We start from the raw sequence: 19,404 nt of genomic DNA on the forward strand, positions 1-19,404 counted from the left end.
CGGCGAAGCGGACCTTGGCGTAGCGATCGGCGATATAGCCGACCTCCCACGCGCTCTTCGCCAGGAACACCGGGTTGCCGTCGCGGTCCTTCGCCATCGCGCCGCGGTTGAGGTCCATGAAGTCCTTGAGCGCGGCGGGATCTTCCGCCGAGACCCAGCGCGCGGTGTCGTAGGGCGCGGGCTCCAGCGCCGCCGCCACCTTATACTCGGCCTCGAGCCGCGACAGCAGCACCTCGAGCTGGAGCTGGCCGACCACGCCGATGATCCAGTTCGACCCGATCTCGGGATAGAAGACCTGGGTCACTCCCTCCTCGGCCATGTCGTCGAGCGCCTTGCGCAGCTGCTTGGTCTTGGTCGGGTCCTTGAGCTGGACGCGGCGCAGGATCTCGGGCGCGAAATTGGGCAGGCCGGTGAAGCGGACGTCGGCGCGCTCGCTCAGCGTGTCGCCCACGCGCAAGGTGCCGTGATTGGGGATGCCGATGATGTCGCCGGGAAAAGCCTCGTCCGCCAGTTCGCGATTCTGCGCGAAGAACAGGATCGGCGAGTGGACCGCGATCGGCTTGCCGTGCCCGGTCGGGGTCAGCTTCATGCCGCGCTTGAACGTGCCCGAGCACAGCCGCATGAAGGCGATGCGGTCGCGGTGGTTCGGGTCCATGTTGGCCTGCACCTTGAACACGAAGCCGGTGACCTCGTCATTGTCGGGCGCGACCGGCGCGGGGTCGGCCGGCTGCGCGCGCGGCGGCGGGGCGTGCTCGGCCAGCGCCGCGATCAGCTGCGCGACGCCGAAATCCTTGAGCGCCGAGCCGAAATAGACCGGGGTGAGGTCGCCGTGGCGATACGCCTCGGCGTCGAAGGCGGGATAACCGATCTGCGCCAGCTCGATCTCCTCCTGCCAGCGCTCGGACAGAGCGGGCGAGTCCTCGACCGTGCCGAGGAAGGCGCGGCTGTCGCCCTCGGGGCGGCTGATCCGGTTCGACGCGAGGTCGAGCACGCCCTCGAACTCGCCGCCCATGCCGATCGGCCAGCTCATCGGTGACACGTCGAGCGCGAGCATGTCGGCGATCTCGTCGAGCAGCTCGAACACCGGCCGGCCCTCGCGGTCGACCTTGTTGACGAAGGTGATGATCGGCACCGAGCGCAGCCGGCACACCTCGAACAGCTTGCGCGTCTGCGGCTCGATCCCCTTGGCCGCGTCGATCACCATCACCGCCGAATCGACCGCGGTGAGCGTGCGATAAGTGTCTTCCGAGAAGTCCTCGTGGCCCGGCGTGTCGAGCAGGTTGAAGGTGATGCCGTCATGCTCGAACGTCATCACCGAGGAGGTGACCGAGATGCCGCGCTGCTGCTCGATCTTCATCCAGTCCGAGCGCGCGCGACGATTCTGTCCGCGCGCCTTGACCTCGCCGGCGAGATGGATCGCGCCGCCGAAGTACAGCAGCTTCTCGGTGAGCGTGGTCTTGCCCGCGTCGGGGTGAGAGATGATCGCGAAGGTGCGGCGGGGGGAGGTCATGCGAGGGTCCGGGTCAGGCGCTCGGGGCGCGAATGTTGAGAAAGTTGAGTCGCTGGACGGTTTCGGGCGAATGTTGAGACCGGCGAGGGGGCGGATGGTGCGAATGTTGAGTCGCTGACGAAATGTGCGGCTATGGCGGGAGCGGGCGATGGAGTACCGCGGTGACGCCGATAGCAAAGCGCAGCGATGTGGGACAGGGGCGGTGAGGCCCATCCGTGCTCCGGCTCGCGAGAGAGCGTAGGATCACGCCCGACCTCAGTCACTGCGACTGTCGCTCGAGGAGGAGCACGACACTCGTCATCCCGGGCTCGGCCCGGGATCCATGTCTCCGCGCGCACCGCAGCTTCGACTCTCGCGGCCGGATGGATCCCGGCGCCAGGCCGGGATGACGGGTCGTGACCGATCGACAATGGCTTGATGCATGAGCTCGGCGCGCGGCGCTCGGTCGGCCGAGGGCGCAGGCGGCGCGCGTGAGCGTCGCCCGCCCGACCCGCGACGGCCTCACTCCGGCTCGCCGCGCCCCTTGAACCCTTGCGCCACCACGAACCACTCGACCGAACCCTTGCGGCTCGCGGGCGGCTTGGCGTGCTTCACCGCGGTGAAGTTGCGCTTCATCTCCGCCACCAGCGTCGAGTCGGCGCCGCCCGCGAACACCTTGGCGACGAACGTCCCGCCCGGGCGCAGCACGTCGATCGCGAAGGCGAGCGCCGTCTCTACCAGCGCCATCGTGCGCAGCGCGTCGGTCTGCGGGTGCCCCACGGTGTTGGCGGCCATGTCGGACAGCACCAGGTCGGGCGCGCCGCCCAGCGCCGCCATCAGCTCGCCCGGCGCGGCGTCGTCCATGAAGTCCATCTCGAAGATGGTGACGCCGTCGATCGGGTCGACCGGCAGCAGGTCGATCCCCACCACCGCGGCGCCCGGCGCCTGACGGCGGACCACCTGGCTCCACCCGCCGGGCGCGATCCCGAGGTCGACCACGCGTTTGACGCCCTTGAGCAGCCCGAAACGCTCGTCGAGCTCGATCAGCTTGTAGGCCGCGCGGCTGCGATAGCCCTCGGCCTTGGCGCGGTGGACATAGGGGTCGTTGAGCTGGCGTTCGAGCCAGCGGGTTGATTGCGCGCTGCGGTTGCGCGCGGTCTTGACGCGCTGGCGCCCCGCTCCCGTGCCCCTCACGCGTCGCTAGGTCCCATCACGTGAGTCACGCCTCGGTCTCCATCAGCCGGCGCAGGATACCCTCGCGGATGCCGCGGTCGGCGACGCCGAGCCGCTCCGCCGGCCATAGATCGAGGATCCCCTCGAGGATGGCGCAGCCCGCCACCACCAGGTCGGCGCGCTCGCGGCCGATGCAGGGGAGCTGCGCGCGCTCGCCGAGCGACATCGCCGCCAGCTCCTGGCTGATCTGGCGCATCGCCGCGGCGGGGGCGATCAGCCCGTCGACCTGCGAGCGGTCGTAGCGCTCGAGCCCGAGATGGACGCTCGCCAACGTCGTCACCGTGCCCGAGGTGCCGAGCAGCCGCGGCGGGGTCGCCGGGCGCGGCAGCCGCGCGGCGAAGGGGGCGAAGCTCTCCGCCACGAGCGCGCGCATCCGCTTGTACGCGCGCTCGCGCTCCTCGGCCGAGGCGCCGCCGCCCGCGCTCTCGGTGAGCGAGACGACGCCCCAGGGCGCGGAATGCCAGTCGCGCACCACCGGCACGGTGGTGTCGGCGTCGATCAGCACCAGCTCGGTTGAGCCGCCGCCGATGTCGAACACCAGCGCCGGGCCAGTACCGGGCTCGAGCAGGGCGTGGCAGCCGAGCACCGCGAGCCGCGCCTCCTCCTCCGCCGAGATGATGTCGAGGTGGATGCCGGTCTCGGCGCGGACTCGCGCGATGAAGTCGGTGCCGTTGCTGGCGCGGCGGCACGCCTCGGTCGCGACCGAGCGCGCCAGCGTGACGTTGCGCCGGCGCAATTTGTCGGCACAGACGCGCAGCGCGGCGATGGTACGCTCGATCGCCGCGTCGGACAGGGCGCCGTTGTGCGCCAGCCCCTCTCCGAGCCGGACGATGCGCGAGAAGGCGTCGACCACCGCGAAACCGTCGCCGTGCGGGCGCGCGATCAGCAGGCGGCAGTTGTTGGTGCCGAGGTCGAGCGCGGCATAGTGCCGCGCGCCGCCGCGCGCGGGACGCGGCTGGGGTCGGGCCGAACGGGCAGGGTCGTCTCCCTGCCGGCGCGGCAATTGGGCGGGGAAGTCCACCATTGCCGTCAGACTCTCTCATCTCTTCCGGACGCGACCCGCGCGCGACGCGCGATCACCCGGTGCTTGATGGTAACGCTACACGCTGCGACGACGAGCGGCAAGGCGGGCATTGACAGCCACCCCCGCGCCTTCTAGTTGCGCCCCCCTGATTGCCCCGTCGTCTAACGGCAAGACTACGGACTCTGACTCCGTCAATCGTGGTTCGAATCCACGCGGGGCATCCAGCTTCTCTCCCTGTCGTCGTACGAGGTGCGGACATCGCGCCGCCCGGCGGGACCCGCGTGCGCGCGGCGTGTCGGCCTGAGCGATGAACCACCGGCCGTTCGCGCGAGTTATCCGGCGACCGCCAGCACGCGTCCGGCGTGCGATCGCGGGGAAGGAAGGACTCGCCATGAAGATCAAGCAGGTCGCCGCCGCTCTGGGTGCCACGACGCTCCTCGTCGCCGCGCCGGCCCTGGCGCAGACGACGCATGAGACCAAGGTCGTTCACGACACTCGCGTCCATGACGGCACCGCCACCACGACCACCCGGGTCACCGAGACGAGCAAGCGCAAGACGCGCCAGCCGAAGAAGGTGCTGGGCGTCAAAGTCGGCCACAAGACGGAGACCACCAAGGTGGTGAAGGAGACCGCGGTGAGCTCGAACGGCGATCACAAGACGGTGGTCAAGACCAGCCACTGAGGTCGGGTGCCGGCGTCCGCCTGCGCGGCGCCGGCAGCCCGGTGGGATCGGGCGTGCCCAGGACGGTCGTCGCGCGTCGCCCGAACGGCCCGGCGTGCCACGATGCGTGGACGCTCGCTGCGGATAATCGACGGCCAGCCTTCCGCCGCTCTCCCTCGACCGCGGCGTTCGATCGTGCTCATCCCCGCCAGCGCTATGGTCGCTGCGAGAGCGACCGCATCCTCAGAAGCGGAACGCCGTCCCCACGTATACCGCCTGGCTGTCGCGACGCTCGTCGTCGATCCGGGTCAGCCGATCGCGCTCGCTCTTCAGTCGCATGCCCGCGGTCAGGTCGAGGTTGCGCGTGAGCGAGTAGCTGCCGCCGACGTCGAGCGAGTAGGACTGCGGGTCCGCGACAGCCCGGGCGGCACCCGGCAGGGCGCGGTCGCTGCTCGCGCTGACCCGACCGGTCCACTTGCTCGCCGAGTAGCTGAGCGCGACGTCCGCCGCCTCGCGCCCGCCAGGCAGCGGCCCGAGATCGACCTTGGCGAGGTCACCCGAGACGGCGAAGCGCTTCCAGCCGACCGCGACACCCAGATTGTACGCGATCGGCGCGACACCCACCGTCGTCGGCGTGGCCGAGGCGAGCCGCGCCTCGTCGCGCGCTGTCGCCGACGAGCGCGCGCGCACCGCGACGGTGACCGCGCGGTTGCCGCTGCGTGACTCGGAGGGAGTGAAACGGAAGCCGCTGGCGTCGAGCCCGCCGCGCGCGAACAGCGCCGCGAGCTTGGGATCGGCGGCCGAGGGCGTGAACGATCCCGCGAGTCGCGGCAGCCCGGCGTCGCGGCGCGCCGACTTGGGCGCCGCGTCGGGCGCGCCCAGCGCGGGGACAGCCACGATCGCGGCGACCAATGTGGCCCCCGAGACACATGCTGCGATGTGGCGACCTGCGGCCACGATCTCGTCCGTCCCCTTTATGCCCGGCGAGTCTGCACGCCGGCCTCTGGAGCGGGCGTAACAGGATTCCGTTCCGTGTCCATCGGGGCGCTGGCTCTTTTCGGAAACGCTGTTGCACTATGTCCACAATGAGGCGCGCTTGAACGGCGGGAGGGGGGCGGGTAGAGCGGGCGCGATACTCTGTTCCGCCTGAAGGACCTTGCCGATGCTCCGCCCCTCGCGCCTCGCGGTTGGCCTGTTCGCCGCCCTCGCTCTGTCCGCCTGCGGCGGCAAGGCGGCGCGCCCCGAGGGTGACCTCGCGGCCTCCAAGGTCACGACGATCGGCGTCAACAGCTATCTGTGGCGCGCCTCGCTCGACACGCTCAGCTTCATGCCGCTGCTGCAGACCGATTCCAATGGCGGCGTCATCGTCACCGACTGGTACGTCAACCCGCAGGTGCCGACCGAGCGGATGAAGGTGACCGTCTCGATCCTCGACCAGGACCTGCGCGCGGATGCCGTCCGCGTCGCCGCGCTGCGCGAGATCAGCCGCGGCGGCCAGTGGATCGCCGCCCCGGTCGAGGCCGCGACGACGCAGAAGCTGGAGGACATCATCCTCACCCGCGCGCGCGACCTGCGCCGCGGCGCGATCACGGGCTGAGGCGCGCCCACGCGATGGCGTCACGCTTCAACGCGCTCAAGGCCGACACGCACTGGCAGCAGGTGTGGGACGAGTCGCAGACCTTCGCGGCGCGCGACGATAGCCCCAAGCCGCGCAGCTACGTGCTCGAGATGTTCCCCTATCCCTCGGGGAAGATCCACATGGGGCACGTCCGCAACTATACGATGGGCGACGTGCTCGCGCGCTTCCGGCGGATGACCGGGCATGAGGTGCTCCACCCGATGGGGTGGGACGCGTTCGGCATGCCCGCCGAGAATGCGGCGATGGAGAAGAAGGTCCATCCCGGCGAGTGGACCCGCCAGAACATCGCGGCGATGAAGGCGCAACTCAGGCGGCTCGGCTTCGCGCTGGACTGGTCGCGCGAGCTCGCCACCTGCGACCCGAGCTATTACGGCCACGAACAGGCGCTGTTCCTCGACTTCTACCGCGCCGGACTGGTCTATCGCAAGGAATCAGCGGTCAACTGGGACCCGGTCGACATGACCGTGCTCGCCAACGAGCAGGTGATCGACGGGCGCGGCTGGCGTTCGGGCGCGCTGGTCGAGAAGCGCAAGCTGTCGCAATGGTTCCTGCGCATCACCCGCTTCGCCGACGAGCTGCTCGACGGCCTCGGTTCGCTCGAGCACTGGCCCGACAAGGTCCGGCTGATGCAGGAGAATTGGATCGGCAAGAGCCAGGGGCTGCAATTCCGCTTCCGCCTGAGCGACGGTGACAGCGTCGAGGTCTTCACCACGCGCCCCGACACGATCTTCGGCGCCAGCTTCGTCGCGGTCGCGGCGGACCATCCGATCGCGCAGGCGCTGGCGGCACGCGATCCCGCCGCCGCCGCCTTCATCGAGCGCTGCAAGCAGGGCGGCACCACCGCGGCCGAGCTCGAGACGCAGGAGAAGCTCGGCTACGACACCGGGCTCACCGCGGCACACCCGCTCGGCGCGGGCGACCTGCCGGTCTACATCGCGAACTTCGTGCTGATGGAATATGGCACCGGCGCGGTGTTCGGCGTGCCGGCGCACGACCAGCGCGACTTCGAGTTCGCCAGCAAATATGCGCTGCCGATCCGTCGCGTCGTCGCCGACGGCGAGCGCACCGATCCCGCCTTCGACGGCGCCGAGGCCTATACCGGGCCGGGCACGCTGGTGAACTCGCACTTTCTCGACGGCCTCGCGGTCGAGGAGGCCAAGCGGGTCGTGATCGAGCGTGCCGAGCGCGAGGGCTGGGGGCAGGGCTCGACCGTCTACCGCCTGCGCGACTGGGGCGTCAGCCGCCAGCGTTACTGGGGCACGCCGATCCCGATCATCCACTGTGGCGCCTGCGGCGAGGTGGCGGTGCCCCGCGAGCAGCTGCCGGTAGCTCTGCCCGAGGACGTCAGTTTCGACGTGCCGGGCAACCCGCTCGAGCGCCACCCGACGTGGAAGCACGTCCACTGCCCGCAGTGCGGCGGTGCGGCGCTGCGGGACACCGACACGCTCGACACCTTCGCGGATTCGTCTTGGTATTTTATCCGCTTCGCCAGCCAGCCCGAGGATCGCCCGTTCGACCGCGAACAGGCCGAGCGTTGGCTGCCGGTGGGGCAATATATCGGCGGGGTCGAGCATGCGATCCTCCACCTGCTCTATGCGCGCTTCTGGACGCGCGCGCTGCGCCACGTCGGGCTGATCGACCTGGCCGAGCCCTTCACCGGCCTGTTCACCCAGGGCATGGTGACGCACGAGACCTACAAGGCGGCGGACGGTCGCTGGCTCGCGCCCGAGGAGATCGGCGACGGGGTCGAGCTCGCCACCGGCGCGCCGGTGACGGTCGGCCGCGTCGAGAAGATGTCCAAGTCGAAGAAGAACACGGTCGACCCCGCGCCGATCGTGGATCAGTACGGCGCGGACGCGGTGCGCTGGTTCATGCTCTCCGACTCGCCGCCCGAGCGCGACCTGGAGTGGAGCGAGAACGGCATCGAGGGCGCGTGGCGCTTCGTCCAGCGGCTGTGGCGGCTGTTCGACGCGCTCGGCGAGGGTGGTGCGCCCGGCGAGGGCGCGGACGCCGCGCTCGACCGCAAGCTGCACCAGACGATCGCCGGGGTCGCCGCCGACGTCGAGGCGCTGTCGTTCAACAAGGCGGTGGCCAAGCTGTACGAGCTGGTCAACGCGATCGAGAAAGCGGCGCCCTCGGCCGCGCGTGACGCCGCGGTGCGCACGCTGGCCCAGCTGGTCGCGCCGATGGTGCCGCACATCGCGGAAGAAGCCTGGGCGCTACTCGGCGGAGCGGGGCTGGTGGCCGACGCGCCCTGGCCCATCGTGGATACCGCGCTGCTGGTCGAGGACGAGGTCACCGTCGCGATCCAGGTCAACGGCAAGCTGCGCGACACGCTGACGCTTCCCAAGGGGCTCGCGCGCGACGAGGTCGAGGCCGCGGTGCTCGCCAACGACAAGGTGGCGCGCCTGCTCGCGGGACGCGCGCCGCGCAAGGTGATCGTGGTGCCCGACCGGCTGGTCAACGTCGTCGCATGACTCGCGCGCGGCCCGGCCTCCTCCTGCCCAGCCTGATCGCACCGCTGGCGTTTTCGCTCGCGCTGTCGGGCTGTGGGCTCAGGCCGCTCTACGCGGGCGGCGCCGCCAGCCCGGTCGCGGCGACGCTCGGCAGCGTCGACGTCGCGCCGATCCAGGGCAAGTCGGGCTGGCTGATGGCCAACGCGCTGCGCGATCGGCTCGGCGCCATGGGGCAGGGGGGGAGCGCCGCCAAGTATCGACTCACCGTCCGGCTCGACGACGATATCGTCGGCCTCGGCACGCGGACCGACGATTCGATTGCGCGCGAGCGGCGGACGCTGCGCGCGCGCTACCAGCTGATCGATGCGGCGCAGGGCACGGTGGTGGTCGATGCCACCGCGGGCTCGGATGCTGGGATCGACGTGGTCGGCTCGGAATATGCCACGATCGCGGCCGAGAACACCGCGCTCGAGCGACTGTCCGATACGGTCGCGGACCAGATCGTGGCGCGCCTGGCGCTCTACGCGCGGCGGACGCAGCCGTCGGCGCCATGAAGGCGACCGAGGCGCGGCTCACTGCCGCGCTCGACCGGCCACCGGCGGATCTCCGCCTCTACCTGCTCCACGGGCCGGACGAGGCGACCGCGCAGGCGTATGCCGCGCGGCTGGGACGCGCGCTGGGTCAGGGTGCCGAGCGGGTCGACCTCGACGGTGCGACGCTGCGCGCTGATCCCGCGCGGCTGAGCGACGAGGCCGCGGCGATCTCGCTGTTCGGCGATCCCCGCTACATTCGCGTAGCCGCCGCGGGCGAGGAGGTGCTCGAGGCGGTCGCCGCGTTGCTCGGACTCGAACAGGCGGGCAATCCCGTCGTGGTGATCGCGCCGACGGTCAAGGCGACGGGCAAGCTGGTCAAGGCCGCGATCGAGTCGGATCGGGCGCTCGCCTTCGCCTGTTATCCCCCCAGTGCGCGCGACGCCGCCGCGGTGGTGGCCGAGCTCGGCCGCGCCGAGGGTCTGCGGATCACGCCGACCGCGGTGCAGCGGATCGTCCGCGCGAGCGACGGCGACCGCGCGGTGATGGCGCGAGAAGTCGAGAAGCTCGCACTGTACCTCGACGCCGCGCCGGACCGCCCTGCCGATGCCGACGAGGAGGCGCTCGACGCGATCGGCGCCGATATGGCGGAGGGGGAGATCGGCGATGTGGTGCTGGCAGCGACCGGCGGCGACGTGCCCGCACTGATCGACGGGCTGCGGCGCATGGCGGGCGCGGACAGCTCGCCGATCCCGCTGCTGCGCGCGCTGGGACGTCGGCTGCTGTCGCTCGCCGACATGCGCGCCGCCATCGACTCGGGCGAGGGGCTCGAACCGGTGATGAAGCGCCACCGCGTCTTCTGGCGCGAGGAGGCGAGCACCGCGGCCGCGCTGCGGCGCTGGCGCGTGCCGGCGCTGGCGGCGGCGCTGGCGGCGGCGCGGCGAACAGAGCGCGAGGTAATCGCCGCCGGACCGGCGGGGCGGGTGGTGATGGAGACGTTCCTGCTGCGGCTGGCGCAGCGGGCGGCGCGATAGGTGAGTGCGGGAGGTAAACCGTCCGAGACGCCGGAACGTCGCACCGTCGTGTCGCCGGCGGCGCCTTTATCCATTATCATACGCGGCGAATAGGCGGAGCCTCCGTTTTCCCCGCGCTGACCTAGCTCTTGGCGCGCACGCGTCAGAACATCATCGTCGGCATCGGTGTCGGCGCTGACTGAGCGAAGGAATACAACCGAGGGCGCGACGGAGGCATTCACGCGGAGGCGCGGACGCGCGGAGGCGCATGGGAGGAGCCGTCGCCACTTCGGCACCCCACCATTTGTGCGCTAGGGACAGACCAAGCGATCGGATATTCGCCTTCCGCGCGCGCTCCGCGCCTCCGCGCATCCGTGTCGACCAACCCGCGCGCGCGTGCCCCGTTAAATCCGCTCGCCGCTCAGCCGTTGGCACACCATGTCGAGCTGCTCGAGCGAGCTGTAGTCAAGCGTGATCGAGCCGCGCCCGTCCTCGCTGAAGGCGATATGGACCTTGAGCCCGAGCAGATCGGCGAGCTGATTCTCCAGCGCGGCGATGTCGGCGCTGCCGCCGCTCGCCGCCATCGCGCGGGCGCCCCCGGCAGAGCCGCGCGGTGCGGCACTGCTCCCACCGCGCTTGTCGCTGCTCGCGAGTTTCTCGGTCTGGCGTACCGACAGGCCTCGGTTCACCACCTGGTCGGCCAGTGCAACGGGGTCGTCGGCGCCGACCATCGCCCGCGCGTGTCCCATCGTCAGCGCGCCGGTCACGACGCGCGACTGCACCTCGTCGGGTAGGTCGAGTAGGCGGAGCAGGTTGGCGACGTGGCTGCGCGACTTGTGCACCGCCCGGGCGAGCGCGTCCTGCGTGTGGCCGAACTCGTCGATCAGCCGCTGGTAGGCGCGCGCCTCCTCGATCGCGTTGAGATCCTGACGCTGGATATTCTCCAGCAGCGCGATCTGGAGCGTCTCGCTGTCGCTGTAGTCGCGGACCACCACGGGAACTTCGTGGAGCCGAGCGCGCTGCGCCGCACGCCAGCGCCGCTCGCCCGCGACGATCTGATAGTCATGCCCGTGCGGCCGAACGATGATCGGTTGGATCACGCCGCGCTCCGCGATAGAGGCGGCGAGTTCGTCGAGCGCCGCCTCATCGAAGTGGCGACGGGGCTGGTCAGGGTGCGGCGCGATCGCGGAGACAGGGATCATCCGCACGGCGCCGCGTGCCGGCGCCTCGCCGGCGTCGCGCTCGTCCTGTGCCACGTCACCCAGCAGCGCGTTCAACCCACGCCCGAGACCACCACGTGCGCGTCGCGCTCCTGCATCACTCATGCTGCTACATTCTCCACTTGCGGCAAGCGCTGGATCAGCTCGCGTGCCAGCGCGATATAGGCTTCTGACCCGCTACAGCGGTGATCGTAGATCAGCGCGGGTAGGCCATGGCTCGGCGCCTCCGACAGTCGCACGTTCCTCGGGATCACGGTGTCGAACACCACTTTGCCGAGCACCGCACGAACGTCCGCTGACACCTGCTCGGTCAGTCTGTTGCGACGATCATACATCGTCAGGGCGACACCTAGGATCGATAGCGAGGGATTGAAGCGCGACCGGATCCGCTCGACGGTATTGAGCAGCTGGCTGAGACCCTCGAGCGCGAAGAATTCGCATTGCAGGGGCACGAGCAGGGCGTCGGCCGCGACCATCGCGTTGATCGTCAGCAGGCCGAGCGAGGGGGGGCAGTCGATCAGCACCACGTCCCAGTCGCGCTCGGCGCGATCGATCGCGCGGCGGAGCCGGTGGGTGCGATCACTCGACTCGACCAACTCGATCTCAGCACCCGAGAGGTCGACCGTTGCCGGGATCACTTGCAGATGCGGAATACCGGTCGGCACGGCGGCATCGACGAGATTTGCATCATCCAGGAGAATATCATAACTCGAGCGCTCGCGCTGAGCCTGAGCGATCCCGAGGCCAGTCGAGGCATTGCCCTGCGGGTCGAGGTCGACCAGCAACACGCGATGGCCCGAGGCGGCAAGCGCGGTCGCGATATTGATCGCGCTGGTCGTCTTGCCGACGCCGCCCTTCTGATTGGCTATAGCGATGCAGAACATCAGGCAGATACTCCGTCGGCGATGACGATGAGTGACTCAGGGTCGGTGACGCTGTGTTCCACGTGGAACATACCCTGCCAGTGCGCGCGCGCGAGATCAACGTCGGCTGCTCCCCCCCGCCCTCGCGGCAGGACCAAGCGAGTGCGTGGGCCTCGGAGATGCCCCGTGATCGTGAGCAGCTCGGCCAGCGGCGCTACAGCACGCGCGGAGATCATGTCGTAGGGCCGTGGCGGGAGTGCTTCCGCTCGTCCGCGAAAGACGATGGCATGATCGAGACCAAGCCTCGCGGCGGCCGCCTTTAAGAAATCGGCTCTGCGCGCGCGCGGTTCTACCATCGTCACCGGTACATCGCTGAGCAAGGCGATGACCATCCCGGGAAAACCAGCGCCGGTCCCGATGTCGAGCCAGTCCGTCCGCTCGGAGGCGAAGCGGAGAAGCTGTGCGGAGTCGAGTAGGTGCCGCGTCCAAATCTGATCGACGGTGGCGGGAGCGATGAGATTTTGCCGCTCATTCTCCGCGACGACCATCTCGCCGAACTGCCCGAGCCGCTCTGTCATCGTCTCTCCGAAATGCTCCGCGACCCAGGCGCGCGCCTCGTCTTCCGTCATGCGGTTTTCCGCGCGTGAAGCCAGAGGGCGGACAGGGCGGCGGGCGTCACGCCTCGGACACGCGACGCCTGGTCGAGGGTTTTGGGACGCGCCGCGCGTAGTCGCTCGATCATCTCGGTGGAAAGTCCAGGGACCGCGTGGAGCAGCTCCGGCGGGGGAACGGCAATATCGCCGTCGGTCCGCATGCGCGCCACTTCGCTCGCCTGCCGCTCTAGATAGGGAGCATAGCGTGCGTCCTCCTCGACCTCGCGGCGGATGTCGGCGTCCACGTGCTCCATCTGACCGTCTCGTGCTCGCGCGCGCATCTCCTGCCTCCGCCGGTATGACCCGCGGCGAAGTTCTCGAACCAGCTCCGCCTGCACCCCTCGGCCGGTGAGGCGGCTCTCGGCATTGTCCGGCCTGAGCGCGAGCCGATACTCAGCCCGCGCGGTCAGCATGCGGTAGGGCTCACTGACCCCTTGGAGAACGAGGTCGTCGACCATGACTCCAATATAGCCGGCGGCGCGATCGAGAAGAAAAGGATCAAGCGACAATGCATGCGCCGCCGCGTTGGCGCCCGCGACGAGTCCCTGCGCCGCGGCTTCCTCATAGCCGGTGCTGCCGTTGATCTGTCCCGCGCAGAAGAGGCCAGGTAGAACATGCAGGGCGAGGCGATGATCGAGCGAGCGAGGATCGAGATAGTCGTATTCGACGGCGTAGCCGTAGGTGATGATCTCGGTCTGCTCCAGCCCGGCGATGCTCGCGATCAATCGATCCTGCGTCTCTCGGGACAACGAGGTCGAGATGCCATTCGGATAGACGGTATGATCGTCGAGACCCTCCGGCTCCAGAAAGACTTGATGGCCGTCGCGGTCGCCGAACCGATGCACCTTATCCTCGATCGACGGACAGTAGCGCGGCCCGCCTCCGGTGATCGCTCCGGCGAATAGCGGGGAGTCGGTGAGCCCGGCCCGGATGATGTCGTGACTGAGCTCGCCTGTCCGGGTGATCGCACAGGCGAGTTGGGGAGGGGAGAGAGTCTCTCGCGGCAGGAAGGACATCTGCCATGTCTCGGCGTCACTCGGCTGACGCTCCAGCCTCGCCCAGTCGATCGTGCGTCCGTCGAGTCGGGGAGGGGTCCCGGTCTTCAGTCGCGCGATCGGCAGGCCGAGCGAGCGAAGCTGGTCACTGAGGTGCTTGCTCGGAGCCTCGTCTATTCTACCACCGTCCAGCCGCTCGGTGCCACGGAACAGCCGCCCTCCGAGGAAGGTGCCGGTGGCGAGCACCACCGCCGTCGTCTCGAACGTCGCGCCCTCTGTATGGACGCCCCGGACCCGGCCGGACCCGATATCCAGCCCCACAACCTCGTCCTCGATGACGCGGAGAGTAGGATAGGTCCGAAGCTGTGCCTGGATCGAGGAGCGATACAGCCGTCGGTCGGCTTGGATCCGCGGCCCCTGCACGGCGAGCCCCTTGGAGCGGTTGAGCATGCGGTGGTGGATAGCCGCATCGTCTGCCGCTCGCGCCATGAGACCGTCGAGAGCGTCGACCTCTCGGACGAGATGTCCCTTACCCACACCACCGATCGAAGGATTACACGACATCACCCCGATCTGATCGATCCGCTGTGTTATCAACAGGACGGCGGCGCCGCGCCGCGCGGCAGCGGCGGCCGCCTCCGTCCCGGCGTGGCCACCGCCGACGACCACAACGTCGTAGTGTTTCACGTGGAACAACTCACTTGCCAAGACAGAAGCGGCCGAACAGCGCATCAAGCATGGCCTCGGTCGCGTCCTGTCCCAATAGCCCGCCGAGCAGTTGACGTGCAACGCGCAACTGCTCCGCAGCCACGAGGAGGTCGGCTTGTTGGATCGAGTGAGCAAGGAGGTGGACCATCTGACTGACCGCCATGAGCTGCCCCTCCCTCAGCGCGATGTCTGAGGTGAGCGTCAGCGACCGCCGGCCGCGCTCGGCCAAGAGCTCCCACAGAACGTCGATCGACTCGGCACGGAAGACTGACACCTCGACGTCGCAGCCGCTCGTCTCGCCCAGATCCGCCTTGGCGCCGACCCGCATGGCACCGACCGGCGCTCGGTCAGGGTCGCCAAGCCACAGGATGATATCGGCGCGCCCGGCGAGCGTCCGAGCCCGCTCGATCCCGATCTGCTCGACCACGTCGGTCGTTCCCTCGGCGAGACCCGCCGTGTCGCAGAGCCGGTAGGGGATGCCCGCGCGCGTGACAGACGCCTCGATCACGTCGCGGGTCGTTCCCGCCAAGGGCGTGACGATCGCCGCTTCCCGACCGAGCATCGCGTTGAACAGCGATGACTTGCCCGCGTTCGGCGGCCCGGCCAGCACGACGAGGAGCCCGTCCCGCAGCCGCTCGACGGTGGGCTGCGCCACGAGAGCGGCCATCTGGTCCCGAACCAACGCGACGGCAGCGTGCCACGCGTCGTCGCGACCTGCGATGACATCCTCCTCGCCGTCATAGTCGATGCTCGCCTCGATCAACGCCGCCGCGTCGCTGAGCGCGCGCATCCAACGTGATAGCGCCGCGCCCAGTGCGCCCTCACTCGCCGCCAGAGCCGCGCGACGCTGGCTCTCGGTCTCGGCCTCGAGCAGATCAGCCAGGCCCTCGGCCTGAGTGAGATCGATCCGGCCGTTCGTCAGCGCGCGACGGGTGAACTCGCCGGGCAATGCTAGGCGCAAGCCGTCGAGGCGCGCGAGCGCGTCTGCGACCGCCGCCACTACGGCACGGCCCCCGTGCAGGTGCAACTCAACCAGGTCTTCACCCGTCGCACTGTCGGGGCCTGGGAAGACCAGGACCAGCGCCCGATCGAGGGGGGCGCCGTCGCGATCGCGCAGGGTGCGGAGGCTGGCGAAGCGCGGTGAGGGAAGTCGCCCCGTCAAGGCGGCCGCCGCCGCCATCGCCCGCGGACCGCTCACGCGCATCACGGCGATCGCGGCGGGCGGACTGCCGCTCGACACCGCGAAGATCGTCTCCGCGCCCACTCAGCCCGACTTGCCCGAGTTGGAAGCGAAGAGCTGACGCCAGAAGTCCATCCCGACGTCGCCGACCGGGGTCCAGCTGCGCATCATGGCGGCGACCGTCTCCGGGGCGACGCGGCCGTCGAGTGCCTCGCGCATGCGCGAGAGATAGAGGTCGTGTAGCGGAGTGAGGTCGGGCAGGCCCATCATCCGCCGCGCCTCCTCGGGCGTGCAGTCGAGCTCGATCGTCACCTTCATCGCCGCGGCTCCTTGAGCGCGCCCAGCGGGCGCGATAGCGTGGCGCCGCTTATGCCCGTGTTCGCCGAGCCTCCGCAACGTCCGCGGGGGAGGGGCGACGGGCGCGCAGGAGAGAGCCCCGCATGACCGCTCACGTTACCATCACCGCGCTCGACGGCGGCGACATGCCCGCCTATCGCGCCGACCCCGCCGGGACACCGCGCGGCGCGATCGTCGTGATCCAGGAGATCTTCGGCATCAACGCCGGCATCCGCCGCAAGTGCGACACGCTGGCGGAGGCGGGCTATCTCGCGGTCGCGCCCGACCTGTTCTGGCGGATCACGCCGGGGATCGAGCTCGATCCCGACATCGCGCCCGAGATGGACCGCGCCCTCTCGCTCATGGGCGAGTTCGACCAGGACGGCGGTGTCCGCGATATCGAGGCGGCGATCCGCTACGCGCGCGCCGAGAGCGGGAAGAAGGTCGGCGCCGTCGGCTACTGCCTCGGCGGGCGGCTGGCCTATATGACCGCCGCGCGCACCGACGTCGACGCGAGCGTCGGCTATTATGCGGTCGGGATCGACGGGCTGCTCGGCGAGAAGCACGCGATCGCGCGCCCGCTGCTGCTCCATATCGCCGGCGCGGACGGCTTCGTCGACGCGGCGACTCAGCGGGCGATGCACGAGGGGCTCGATGACCACCCGCGCGTCACGCTCCACGACTATGCCGGCGAGGATCACGGCTTCGCCACCGAGTTCGGCAAGCGCCGCTCCGACGTGGCCGCCGAGCTGGCGGACGAGCGCACCGCCGCCTTCTTCGCCGAGCATATCGGCTGAGGCGCGCTCAGCTGGCGGGCATGCCCCAGGCGTCAATTGCGGCATAGCCGGCGAACCCGAGCGCGCGCAGCCGGCGACGGTAGCGGCGCTCGTCGACGCCGCCGAGCGCGATCGCCGCCACCGGTAGCCCGCGCGCGATGAGCGCGGCGCGCAGCGGCCCGAGCGTGCGCGCACCAGGATGCGATCGCGTCGGGAAGATCGGCGAGACGAAAACCAGCGCCGCGCCGGCGCGCATCGCCGCGATCGCCTCGCGGCGCGAGTGGGCGGGCCATGTCACGGGCCCGCGCCCGCGCCGCGCATCTCGGCCGCGCTCGCCTCGAAGCGAGGTCGCGCCGGCGCGCACCAGCAGGAGGCGGCGCCGTCGCGCCACCGCTGCCACGCGGGCGAACAGCCGCGCGCGCTCCGCGGTGGCGGTCGCGTGATGGCGGAAGACGACCCCCCCGCCGCGGGGCAGCCGCTCGAGCGCCGGCCATAATGCTTCGCCCAGGCGCTCGTCGGTCATCAGCCAGCGGTCGGGGTGGCGGGGTGGCATCGCGGCACCTATAGCGCGGGGCATGATCCAGGACGACCTCTCCCGCGACGCCGAGGCGCGGCTCGCCGCGGTGCGCGACCGTATCGTGCGTGCCGCACGCGTGGCGAAGCGCGACCCCGCGGACGTCACGCTGATCGCGGTGTCGAAGACGCACGCGGCCGCCGCGATCCGCCCGCTGCTCGCCGCGGGGATGCGCGACTTCGGTGAGAACCGCGTCCAGGAGGCGCAGGCGAAATGGCCGGCGCTCCGGGAGGACTATCCCGACGCGCGGCTGCACCTGATCGGCCAGCTTCAGTCGAACAAGGCCGCCGACGCGGTCGCGCTGGCGGACGCGATACACTCGGTCGACCGACCGTCGTTGGTCGAGGCACTGGCGCGCGCGATCGCGGTGCAGGGGCGCGCACCCGATTGTTTCCTGCAGGTCAATATCGGCGCCGAGCCGCAGAAGGGCGGCTGCGCGATCGAGGCGTTGCCCGCGCTGCTGCGCCAGGCGCGCGACGCCGGCGTCTCGGTGGTCGGGCTGATGTGCGTCCCGCCCGCCGAAATCGAGCCCGCGCCCTATCTCGCGCTCTGCGCCAAGCTGGCGCGCGATCATGGCCTCGGGGAAGTCAGTATGGGCATGTCGGGGGACATGGAGACGGCCGTGACGCTCGGTGCCACCTATATCCGGGTCGGCTCAGCACTGTTCGGGGCGCGGGTATGAGCGCGGCGCGGCCCCTCGCGGCACTGCTGTTCGACTTCGACGGCGTGCTGATCGAGAGCGAGGCGAGCGGGAACCGCCACCTCGCCGACTATCTCACCGCTGTCGGCCATCCCACCTCGCCCGAGCAGGCGATGGCGATGTTCATGGGCCTGTCGGGCACCGACTTCACCGGCGCGGTCGAGCGCTGGATCGGACGCCCGCTGCCCGAGGACTTCCGGGCCGCGCGCCACGCCGAGGACGAACGCTGCCTCGTCGAGGGGATCACGGAGGTAGCGGGAGCGGCGGCCTTCGTGCGCTCGCTGCCCGCCGACCTGCCGCGCGCGGTGGTGTCGTCGAGCCGGGTGCGTTGGATCCGCACGCACCTCCAGCATCTCGGACTGCTCGAGGCGTTCGGCGACCATCTCTACTCGGGCGCGGAGCATGTCGCGCGCGGCAAGCCCGCGCCCGATCTCTACTGGCACGGCGCGGCGCAGCTGGGCGTGCCGATCGATCGCTGCGCGGTGATCGAGGACTCGCCCGTGGGCGCGACCGGCGCGGTGGCGAGCGGCGCCTATGTCATCGGGCTCGTCGCGGCGTCGCATTGCGGACCGGATCACGCCGAGCGGCTCCGTGCGATCGGCGTCGACGCGATCGCGCGCGACTATGACGAGGTGGCCGCGCTGCTCGCGTCGCTTCGCTCAGGCGGCGATCGGGAAGCGCAGCAGCCGGTCGGGTAAGGCGACGAGCGCCTCGGCGGGACCGCCCGCGGCGCGGCCGATCTCGGGGTGGGTCGCGTCGAGGCCGCCGGTCAGCGCGCCGAAGGCGGGGAGGATCAGCTTGTGCGGGCCCGCGATGAAGCAGCGCCGCGCCACCAGCTTGCCGCGCACGCGGACGCGCAGCTTGGGGTGAAAGTGGCCCGACAGCTCGGGCCGCGACTCGCCGCGTGCGGCCTCGTGGCGGAGCACGACGCCGTCGACCAGCGCCTCGTCGACCGCGATCCCGCCGCAGCGGTCGACATAGACGCGGTCGTGGTTGCCCGTGATCCAGGTCCAGCGCGTGGCGCCGGTGAGCCGGGTGAGCAGCGCGCGCGCGTCGGCGGGAAGGCGCTCGCATCCCTCGACGTCGTGGAAGCTGTCGCCGAGGCACCATAGTTCGGCCGGCGCGAGCGTATCGACCAGCGCGGCCAGGTCGGTCAGCGTCGCGATCGAGTCATAGGGTGGCAGCATCTGCCCGCCACGCGCGTACCAACTCGCTTTCTCGAGATGCAGGTCGGCCACGAGCAGCGCGCGCCGCGCCGGCCAGTAGAGCGCGCCCTGCGGGAGCGCACACCAATCGTGCCCGGCGAAGGCGAGTGCGGCGAACGGAACGGGAACCATCTCCCCGTCCATGCCCG

General features: G+C 70.3%; 20 protein-coding genes and 1 tRNA gene. 9 read left to right on the forward strand and 12 right to left on the reverse strand.

The genetic code is table 11. The features are described from left to right. The 3 genes from K7957_RS18835 to K7957_RS18845 form a co-directional block, all read right to left on the reverse strand. On the reverse strand, window positions 1-1,510 hold a 1,510-nt coding region (locus K7957_RS18835; protein ID WP_223014234.1), incomplete at its 3' end, for a peptide chain release factor 3. Between the two features lie 501 nt (window positions 1,511-2,011). Next, on the reverse strand, window positions 2,012-2,683 hold the full coding sequence (locus K7957_RS18840; RefSeq protein WP_223014236.1) for an RlmE family RNA methyltransferase: 672 nt from the start codon (window positions 2,681-2,683) through the stop codon (window positions 2,012-2,014). Window positions 2,684-2,708: 25 nt separating this feature from the next. After that, on the reverse strand, window positions 2,709-3,746 hold the full coding sequence (locus K7957_RS18845; protein WP_183930621.1) for a Ppx/GppA phosphatase family protein: 1,038 nt from the start codon (window positions 3,744-3,746) through the stop codon (window positions 2,709-2,711). Between the two features lie 150 nt (window positions 3,747-3,896). Between K7957_RS18845 and K7957_RS18850 the strand changes: the two genes are divergently transcribed. Together K7957_RS18850 and K7957_RS18855 are read left to right on the forward strand one after the other, a co-directional pair. Beyond that, window positions 3,897-3,970: transfer RNA gene (locus K7957_RS18850), tRNA-Gln, on the forward strand. Between the two features lie 167 nt (window positions 3,971-4,137). Beyond that, window positions 4,138-4,428 (forward strand): hypothetical protein, encoded by a 291-nt coding sequence (locus K7957_RS18855; RefSeq protein ID WP_223014238.1) that lies wholly within the window; start codon window positions 4,138-4,140, stop codon window positions 4,426-4,428. Between the two features lie 222 nt (window positions 4,429-4,650). Here the strand turns inward: K7957_RS18855 and K7957_RS18860 are convergent, their stop codons facing one another. Further along, window positions 4,651-5,364, reverse strand: coding sequence for a hypothetical protein (locus K7957_RS18860; RefSeq protein ID WP_343228471.1), 714 nt, complete (start codon window positions 5,362-5,364; stop codon window positions 4,651-4,653). 205 nt (window positions 5,365-5,569) lie between these two features. On the opposite strand from K7957_RS18860, the gene K7957_RS18865 reads away from it, so the two are divergent. From K7957_RS18865 to holA, 4 genes are read left to right on the forward strand one after another with little or no spacing between them, the layout of a single operon-like run. Further along, window positions 5,570-6,004 carry a DUF3576 domain-containing protein gene (locus K7957_RS18865; RefSeq protein WP_183922552.1) on the forward strand — a complete coding sequence of 145 codons (435 nt, stop codon included), beginning with the start codon at window positions 5,570-5,572 and terminating at the stop codon, window positions 6,002-6,004. A 14-nt stretch (window positions 6,005-6,018) separates the two neighbouring features. Then, on the forward strand, window positions 6,019-8,523 hold the full coding sequence (leuS, locus tag K7957_RS18870) for a leucine--tRNA ligase (RefSeq protein WP_223014240.1): 2,505 nt from the start codon (window positions 6,019-6,021) through the stop codon (window positions 8,521-8,523). Further along, a complete protein-coding gene (gene lptE, locus K7957_RS18875; RefSeq protein WP_223014243.1) occupies window positions 8,520-9,056 on the forward strand; it encodes an LPS assembly lipoprotein LptE in 537 nt (178 codons plus the stop codon). The genes leuS and lptE overlap by 4 nt, the downstream gene beginning before the upstream one ends. Beyond that, on the forward strand, window positions 9,053-10,066 hold the full coding sequence (holA, locus tag K7957_RS18880) for a DNA polymerase III subunit delta (RefSeq protein ID WP_223014245.1): 1,014 nt from the start codon (window positions 9,053-9,055) through the stop codon (window positions 10,064-10,066). The genes lptE and holA overlap by 4 nt, the downstream gene beginning before the upstream one ends. 383 nt (window positions 10,067-10,449) lie before the next feature. Here holA and K7957_RS18885 read toward each other — a convergent pair whose 3' ends face one another. The 6 genes from K7957_RS18885 to K7957_RS18910 are packed head-to-tail and all read right to left on the reverse strand — an operon-like array spanning window position 10,450 to window position 15,982. Then, on the reverse strand, window positions 10,450-11,370 hold the full coding sequence (locus tag K7957_RS18885) for a ParB/RepB/Spo0J family partition protein (protein ID WP_223014247.1): 921 nt from the start codon (window positions 11,368-11,370) through the stop codon (window positions 10,450-10,452). Then, a complete protein-coding gene (locus K7957_RS18890) occupies window positions 11,367-12,149 on the reverse strand; it encodes a ParA family protein (protein ID WP_223014249.1) in 783 nt (260 codons plus the stop codon). The genes K7957_RS18885 and K7957_RS18890 overlap by 4 nt, the downstream gene beginning before the upstream one ends. Next, window positions 12,149-12,757 carry a 16S rRNA (guanine(527)-N(7))-methyltransferase RsmG gene (gene rsmG, locus K7957_RS18895; protein ID WP_223014251.1) on the reverse strand — a complete coding sequence of 203 codons (609 nt, stop codon included), beginning with the start codon at window positions 12,755-12,757 and terminating at the stop codon, window positions 12,149-12,151. Before rsmG ends, K7957_RS18890 begins: the two co-directional genes overlap by 1 nt. Continuing rightward, the gene (mnmG, locus tag K7957_RS18900) at window positions 12,754-14,508 is read right to left on the reverse strand and encodes a tRNA uridine-5-carboxymethylaminomethyl(34) synthesis enzyme MnmG (RefSeq protein ID WP_223014253.1); all 1,755 of its coding nucleotides are present in this window, start codon (window positions 14,506-14,508) and stop codon (window positions 12,754-12,756) included. The genes rsmG and mnmG overlap by 4 nt, the downstream gene beginning before the upstream one ends. After that, entirely contained in the window at window positions 14,474-15,748 is a 1,275-nt protein-coding gene (gene mnmE, locus K7957_RS18905; RefSeq protein WP_223014255.1) for a tRNA uridine-5-carboxymethylaminomethyl(34) synthesis GTPase MnmE, read from the reverse strand. The genes mnmG and mnmE overlap by 35 nt, the downstream gene beginning before the upstream one ends. After that, the gene (locus tag K7957_RS18910; protein ID WP_223014257.1) at window positions 15,749-15,982 is read right to left on the reverse strand and encodes a DUF6489 family protein; all 234 of its coding nucleotides are present in this window, start codon (window positions 15,980-15,982) and stop codon (window positions 15,749-15,751) included. It lies immediately after the preceding gene. Window positions 15,983-16,104: 122 nt separating this feature from the next. Between K7957_RS18910 and K7957_RS18915 the strand changes: the two genes are divergently transcribed. Next, the gene (locus K7957_RS18915; RefSeq protein WP_223014259.1) at window positions 16,105-16,797 is read left to right on the forward strand and encodes a dienelactone hydrolase family protein; all 693 of its coding nucleotides are present in this window, start codon (window positions 16,105-16,107) and stop codon (window positions 16,795-16,797) included. Window positions 16,798-16,804: 7 nt separating this feature from the next. On the opposite strand, the gene K7957_RS18920 is transcribed toward K7957_RS18915, so the two are convergent. Then, window positions 16,805-17,329 carry a thiamine phosphate synthase gene (locus K7957_RS18920; RefSeq protein WP_223014261.1) on the reverse strand — a complete coding sequence of 175 codons (525 nt, stop codon included), beginning with the start codon at window positions 17,327-17,329 and terminating at the stop codon, window positions 16,805-16,807. Between the two features lie 22 nt (window positions 17,330-17,351). Between K7957_RS18920 and K7957_RS18925 the strand changes: the two genes are divergently transcribed. After that, window positions 17,352-18,032, forward strand: coding sequence for a YggS family pyridoxal phosphate-dependent enzyme (locus K7957_RS18925; RefSeq protein ID WP_223014263.1), 681 nt, complete (start codon window positions 17,352-17,354; stop codon window positions 18,030-18,032). Beyond that, window positions 18,029-18,748, forward strand: coding sequence for an HAD family hydrolase (locus tag K7957_RS18930; protein WP_223014265.1), 720 nt, complete (start codon window positions 18,029-18,031; stop codon window positions 18,746-18,748). Before K7957_RS18925 ends, K7957_RS18930 begins: the two co-directional genes overlap by 4 nt. Here the strand turns inward: K7957_RS18930 and pdeM are convergent. After that, entirely contained in the window at window positions 18,710-19,387 is a 678-nt protein-coding gene (gene pdeM / locus K7957_RS18935; protein WP_223014267.1) for a ligase-associated DNA damage response endonuclease PdeM, read from the reverse strand. The genes K7957_RS18930 and pdeM overlap by 39 nt on opposite strands. Window positions 19,388-19,404 lie beyond the last annotated feature (17 nt).

It is taken from the genome of Sphingomonas yunnanensis, from assembly GCF_019898765.1.
Taxonomy (GTDB): domain Bacteria; phylum Pseudomonadota; class Alphaproteobacteria; order Sphingomonadales; family Sphingomonadaceae; genus Sphingomonas; species Sphingomonas yunnanensis.

What these genes read in the sequence shown, in the direction of transcription:
- K7957_RS18925 (WP_223014263.1), top strand. Translation starts at nt 17,352, where the DNA reads ATGATCCAGGACGACCTCTCCCGCGACGCCGAGGCGCGGCTCGCCGCG.
- leuS (WP_223014240.1), top strand. Translation starts at nt 6,019, where the DNA reads ATGGCGTCACGCTTCAACGCGCTCAAGGCCGACACGCACTGGCAGCAG.
- K7957_RS18920 (WP_223014261.1), bottom strand. Translation starts at nt 17,329, where the DNA reads ATGCCACCCCGCCACCCCGACCGCTGGCTGATGACCGACGAGCGCCTG.
- pdeM (WP_223014267.1), bottom strand. Translation starts at nt 19,387, where the DNA reads ATGGTTCCCGTTCCGTTCGCCGCACTCGCCTTCGCCGGGCACGATTGG.
- K7957_RS18910 (WP_223014257.1), bottom strand. Translation starts at nt 15,982, where the DNA reads ATGAAGGTGACGATCGAGCTCGACTGCACGCCCGAGGAGGCGCGGCGG.
- K7957_RS18845 (WP_183930621.1), bottom strand. Translation starts at nt 3,746, where the DNA reads ATGGTGGACTTCCCCGCCCAATTGCCGCGCCGGCAGGGAGACGACCCT.
- lptE (WP_223014243.1), top strand. Translation starts at nt 8,520, where the DNA reads ATGACTCGCGCGCGGCCCGGCCTCCTCCTGCCCAGCCTGATCGCACCG.
- K7957_RS18930 (WP_223014265.1), top strand. Translation starts at nt 18,029, where the DNA reads ATGAGCGCGGCGCGGCCCCTCGCGGCACTGCTGTTCGACTTCGACGGC.
- K7957_RS18865 (WP_183922552.1), top strand. Translation starts at nt 5,570, where the DNA reads ATGCTCCGCCCCTCGCGCCTCGCGGTTGGCCTGTTCGCCGCCCTCGCT.
- rsmG (WP_223014251.1), bottom strand. Translation starts at nt 12,757, where the DNA reads ATGACGGAAGACGAGGCGCGCGCCTGGGTCGCGGAGCATTTCGGAGAG.
- K7957_RS18915 (WP_223014259.1), top strand. Translation starts at nt 16,105, where the DNA reads ATGACCGCTCACGTTACCATCACCGCGCTCGACGGCGGCGACATGCCC.
- holA (WP_223014245.1), top strand. Translation starts at nt 9,053, where the DNA reads ATGAAGGCGACCGAGGCGCGGCTCACTGCCGCGCTCGACCGGCCACCG.
- K7957_RS18890 (WP_223014249.1), bottom strand. Translation starts at nt 12,149, where the DNA reads ATGTTCTGCATCGCTATAGCCAATCAGAAGGGCGGCGTCGGCAAGACG.
- K7957_RS18855 (WP_223014238.1), top strand. Translation starts at nt 4,138, where the DNA reads ATGAAGATCAAGCAGGTCGCCGCCGCTCTGGGTGCCACGACGCTCCTC.
- K7957_RS18885 (WP_223014247.1), bottom strand. Translation starts at nt 11,370, where the DNA reads ATGAGTGATGCAGGAGCGCGACGCGCACGTGGTGGTCTCGGGCGTGGG.
- mnmG (WP_223014253.1), bottom strand. Translation starts at nt 14,508, where the DNA reads ATGCGCTGTTCGGCCGCTTCTGTCTTGGCAAGTGAGTTGTTCCACGTG.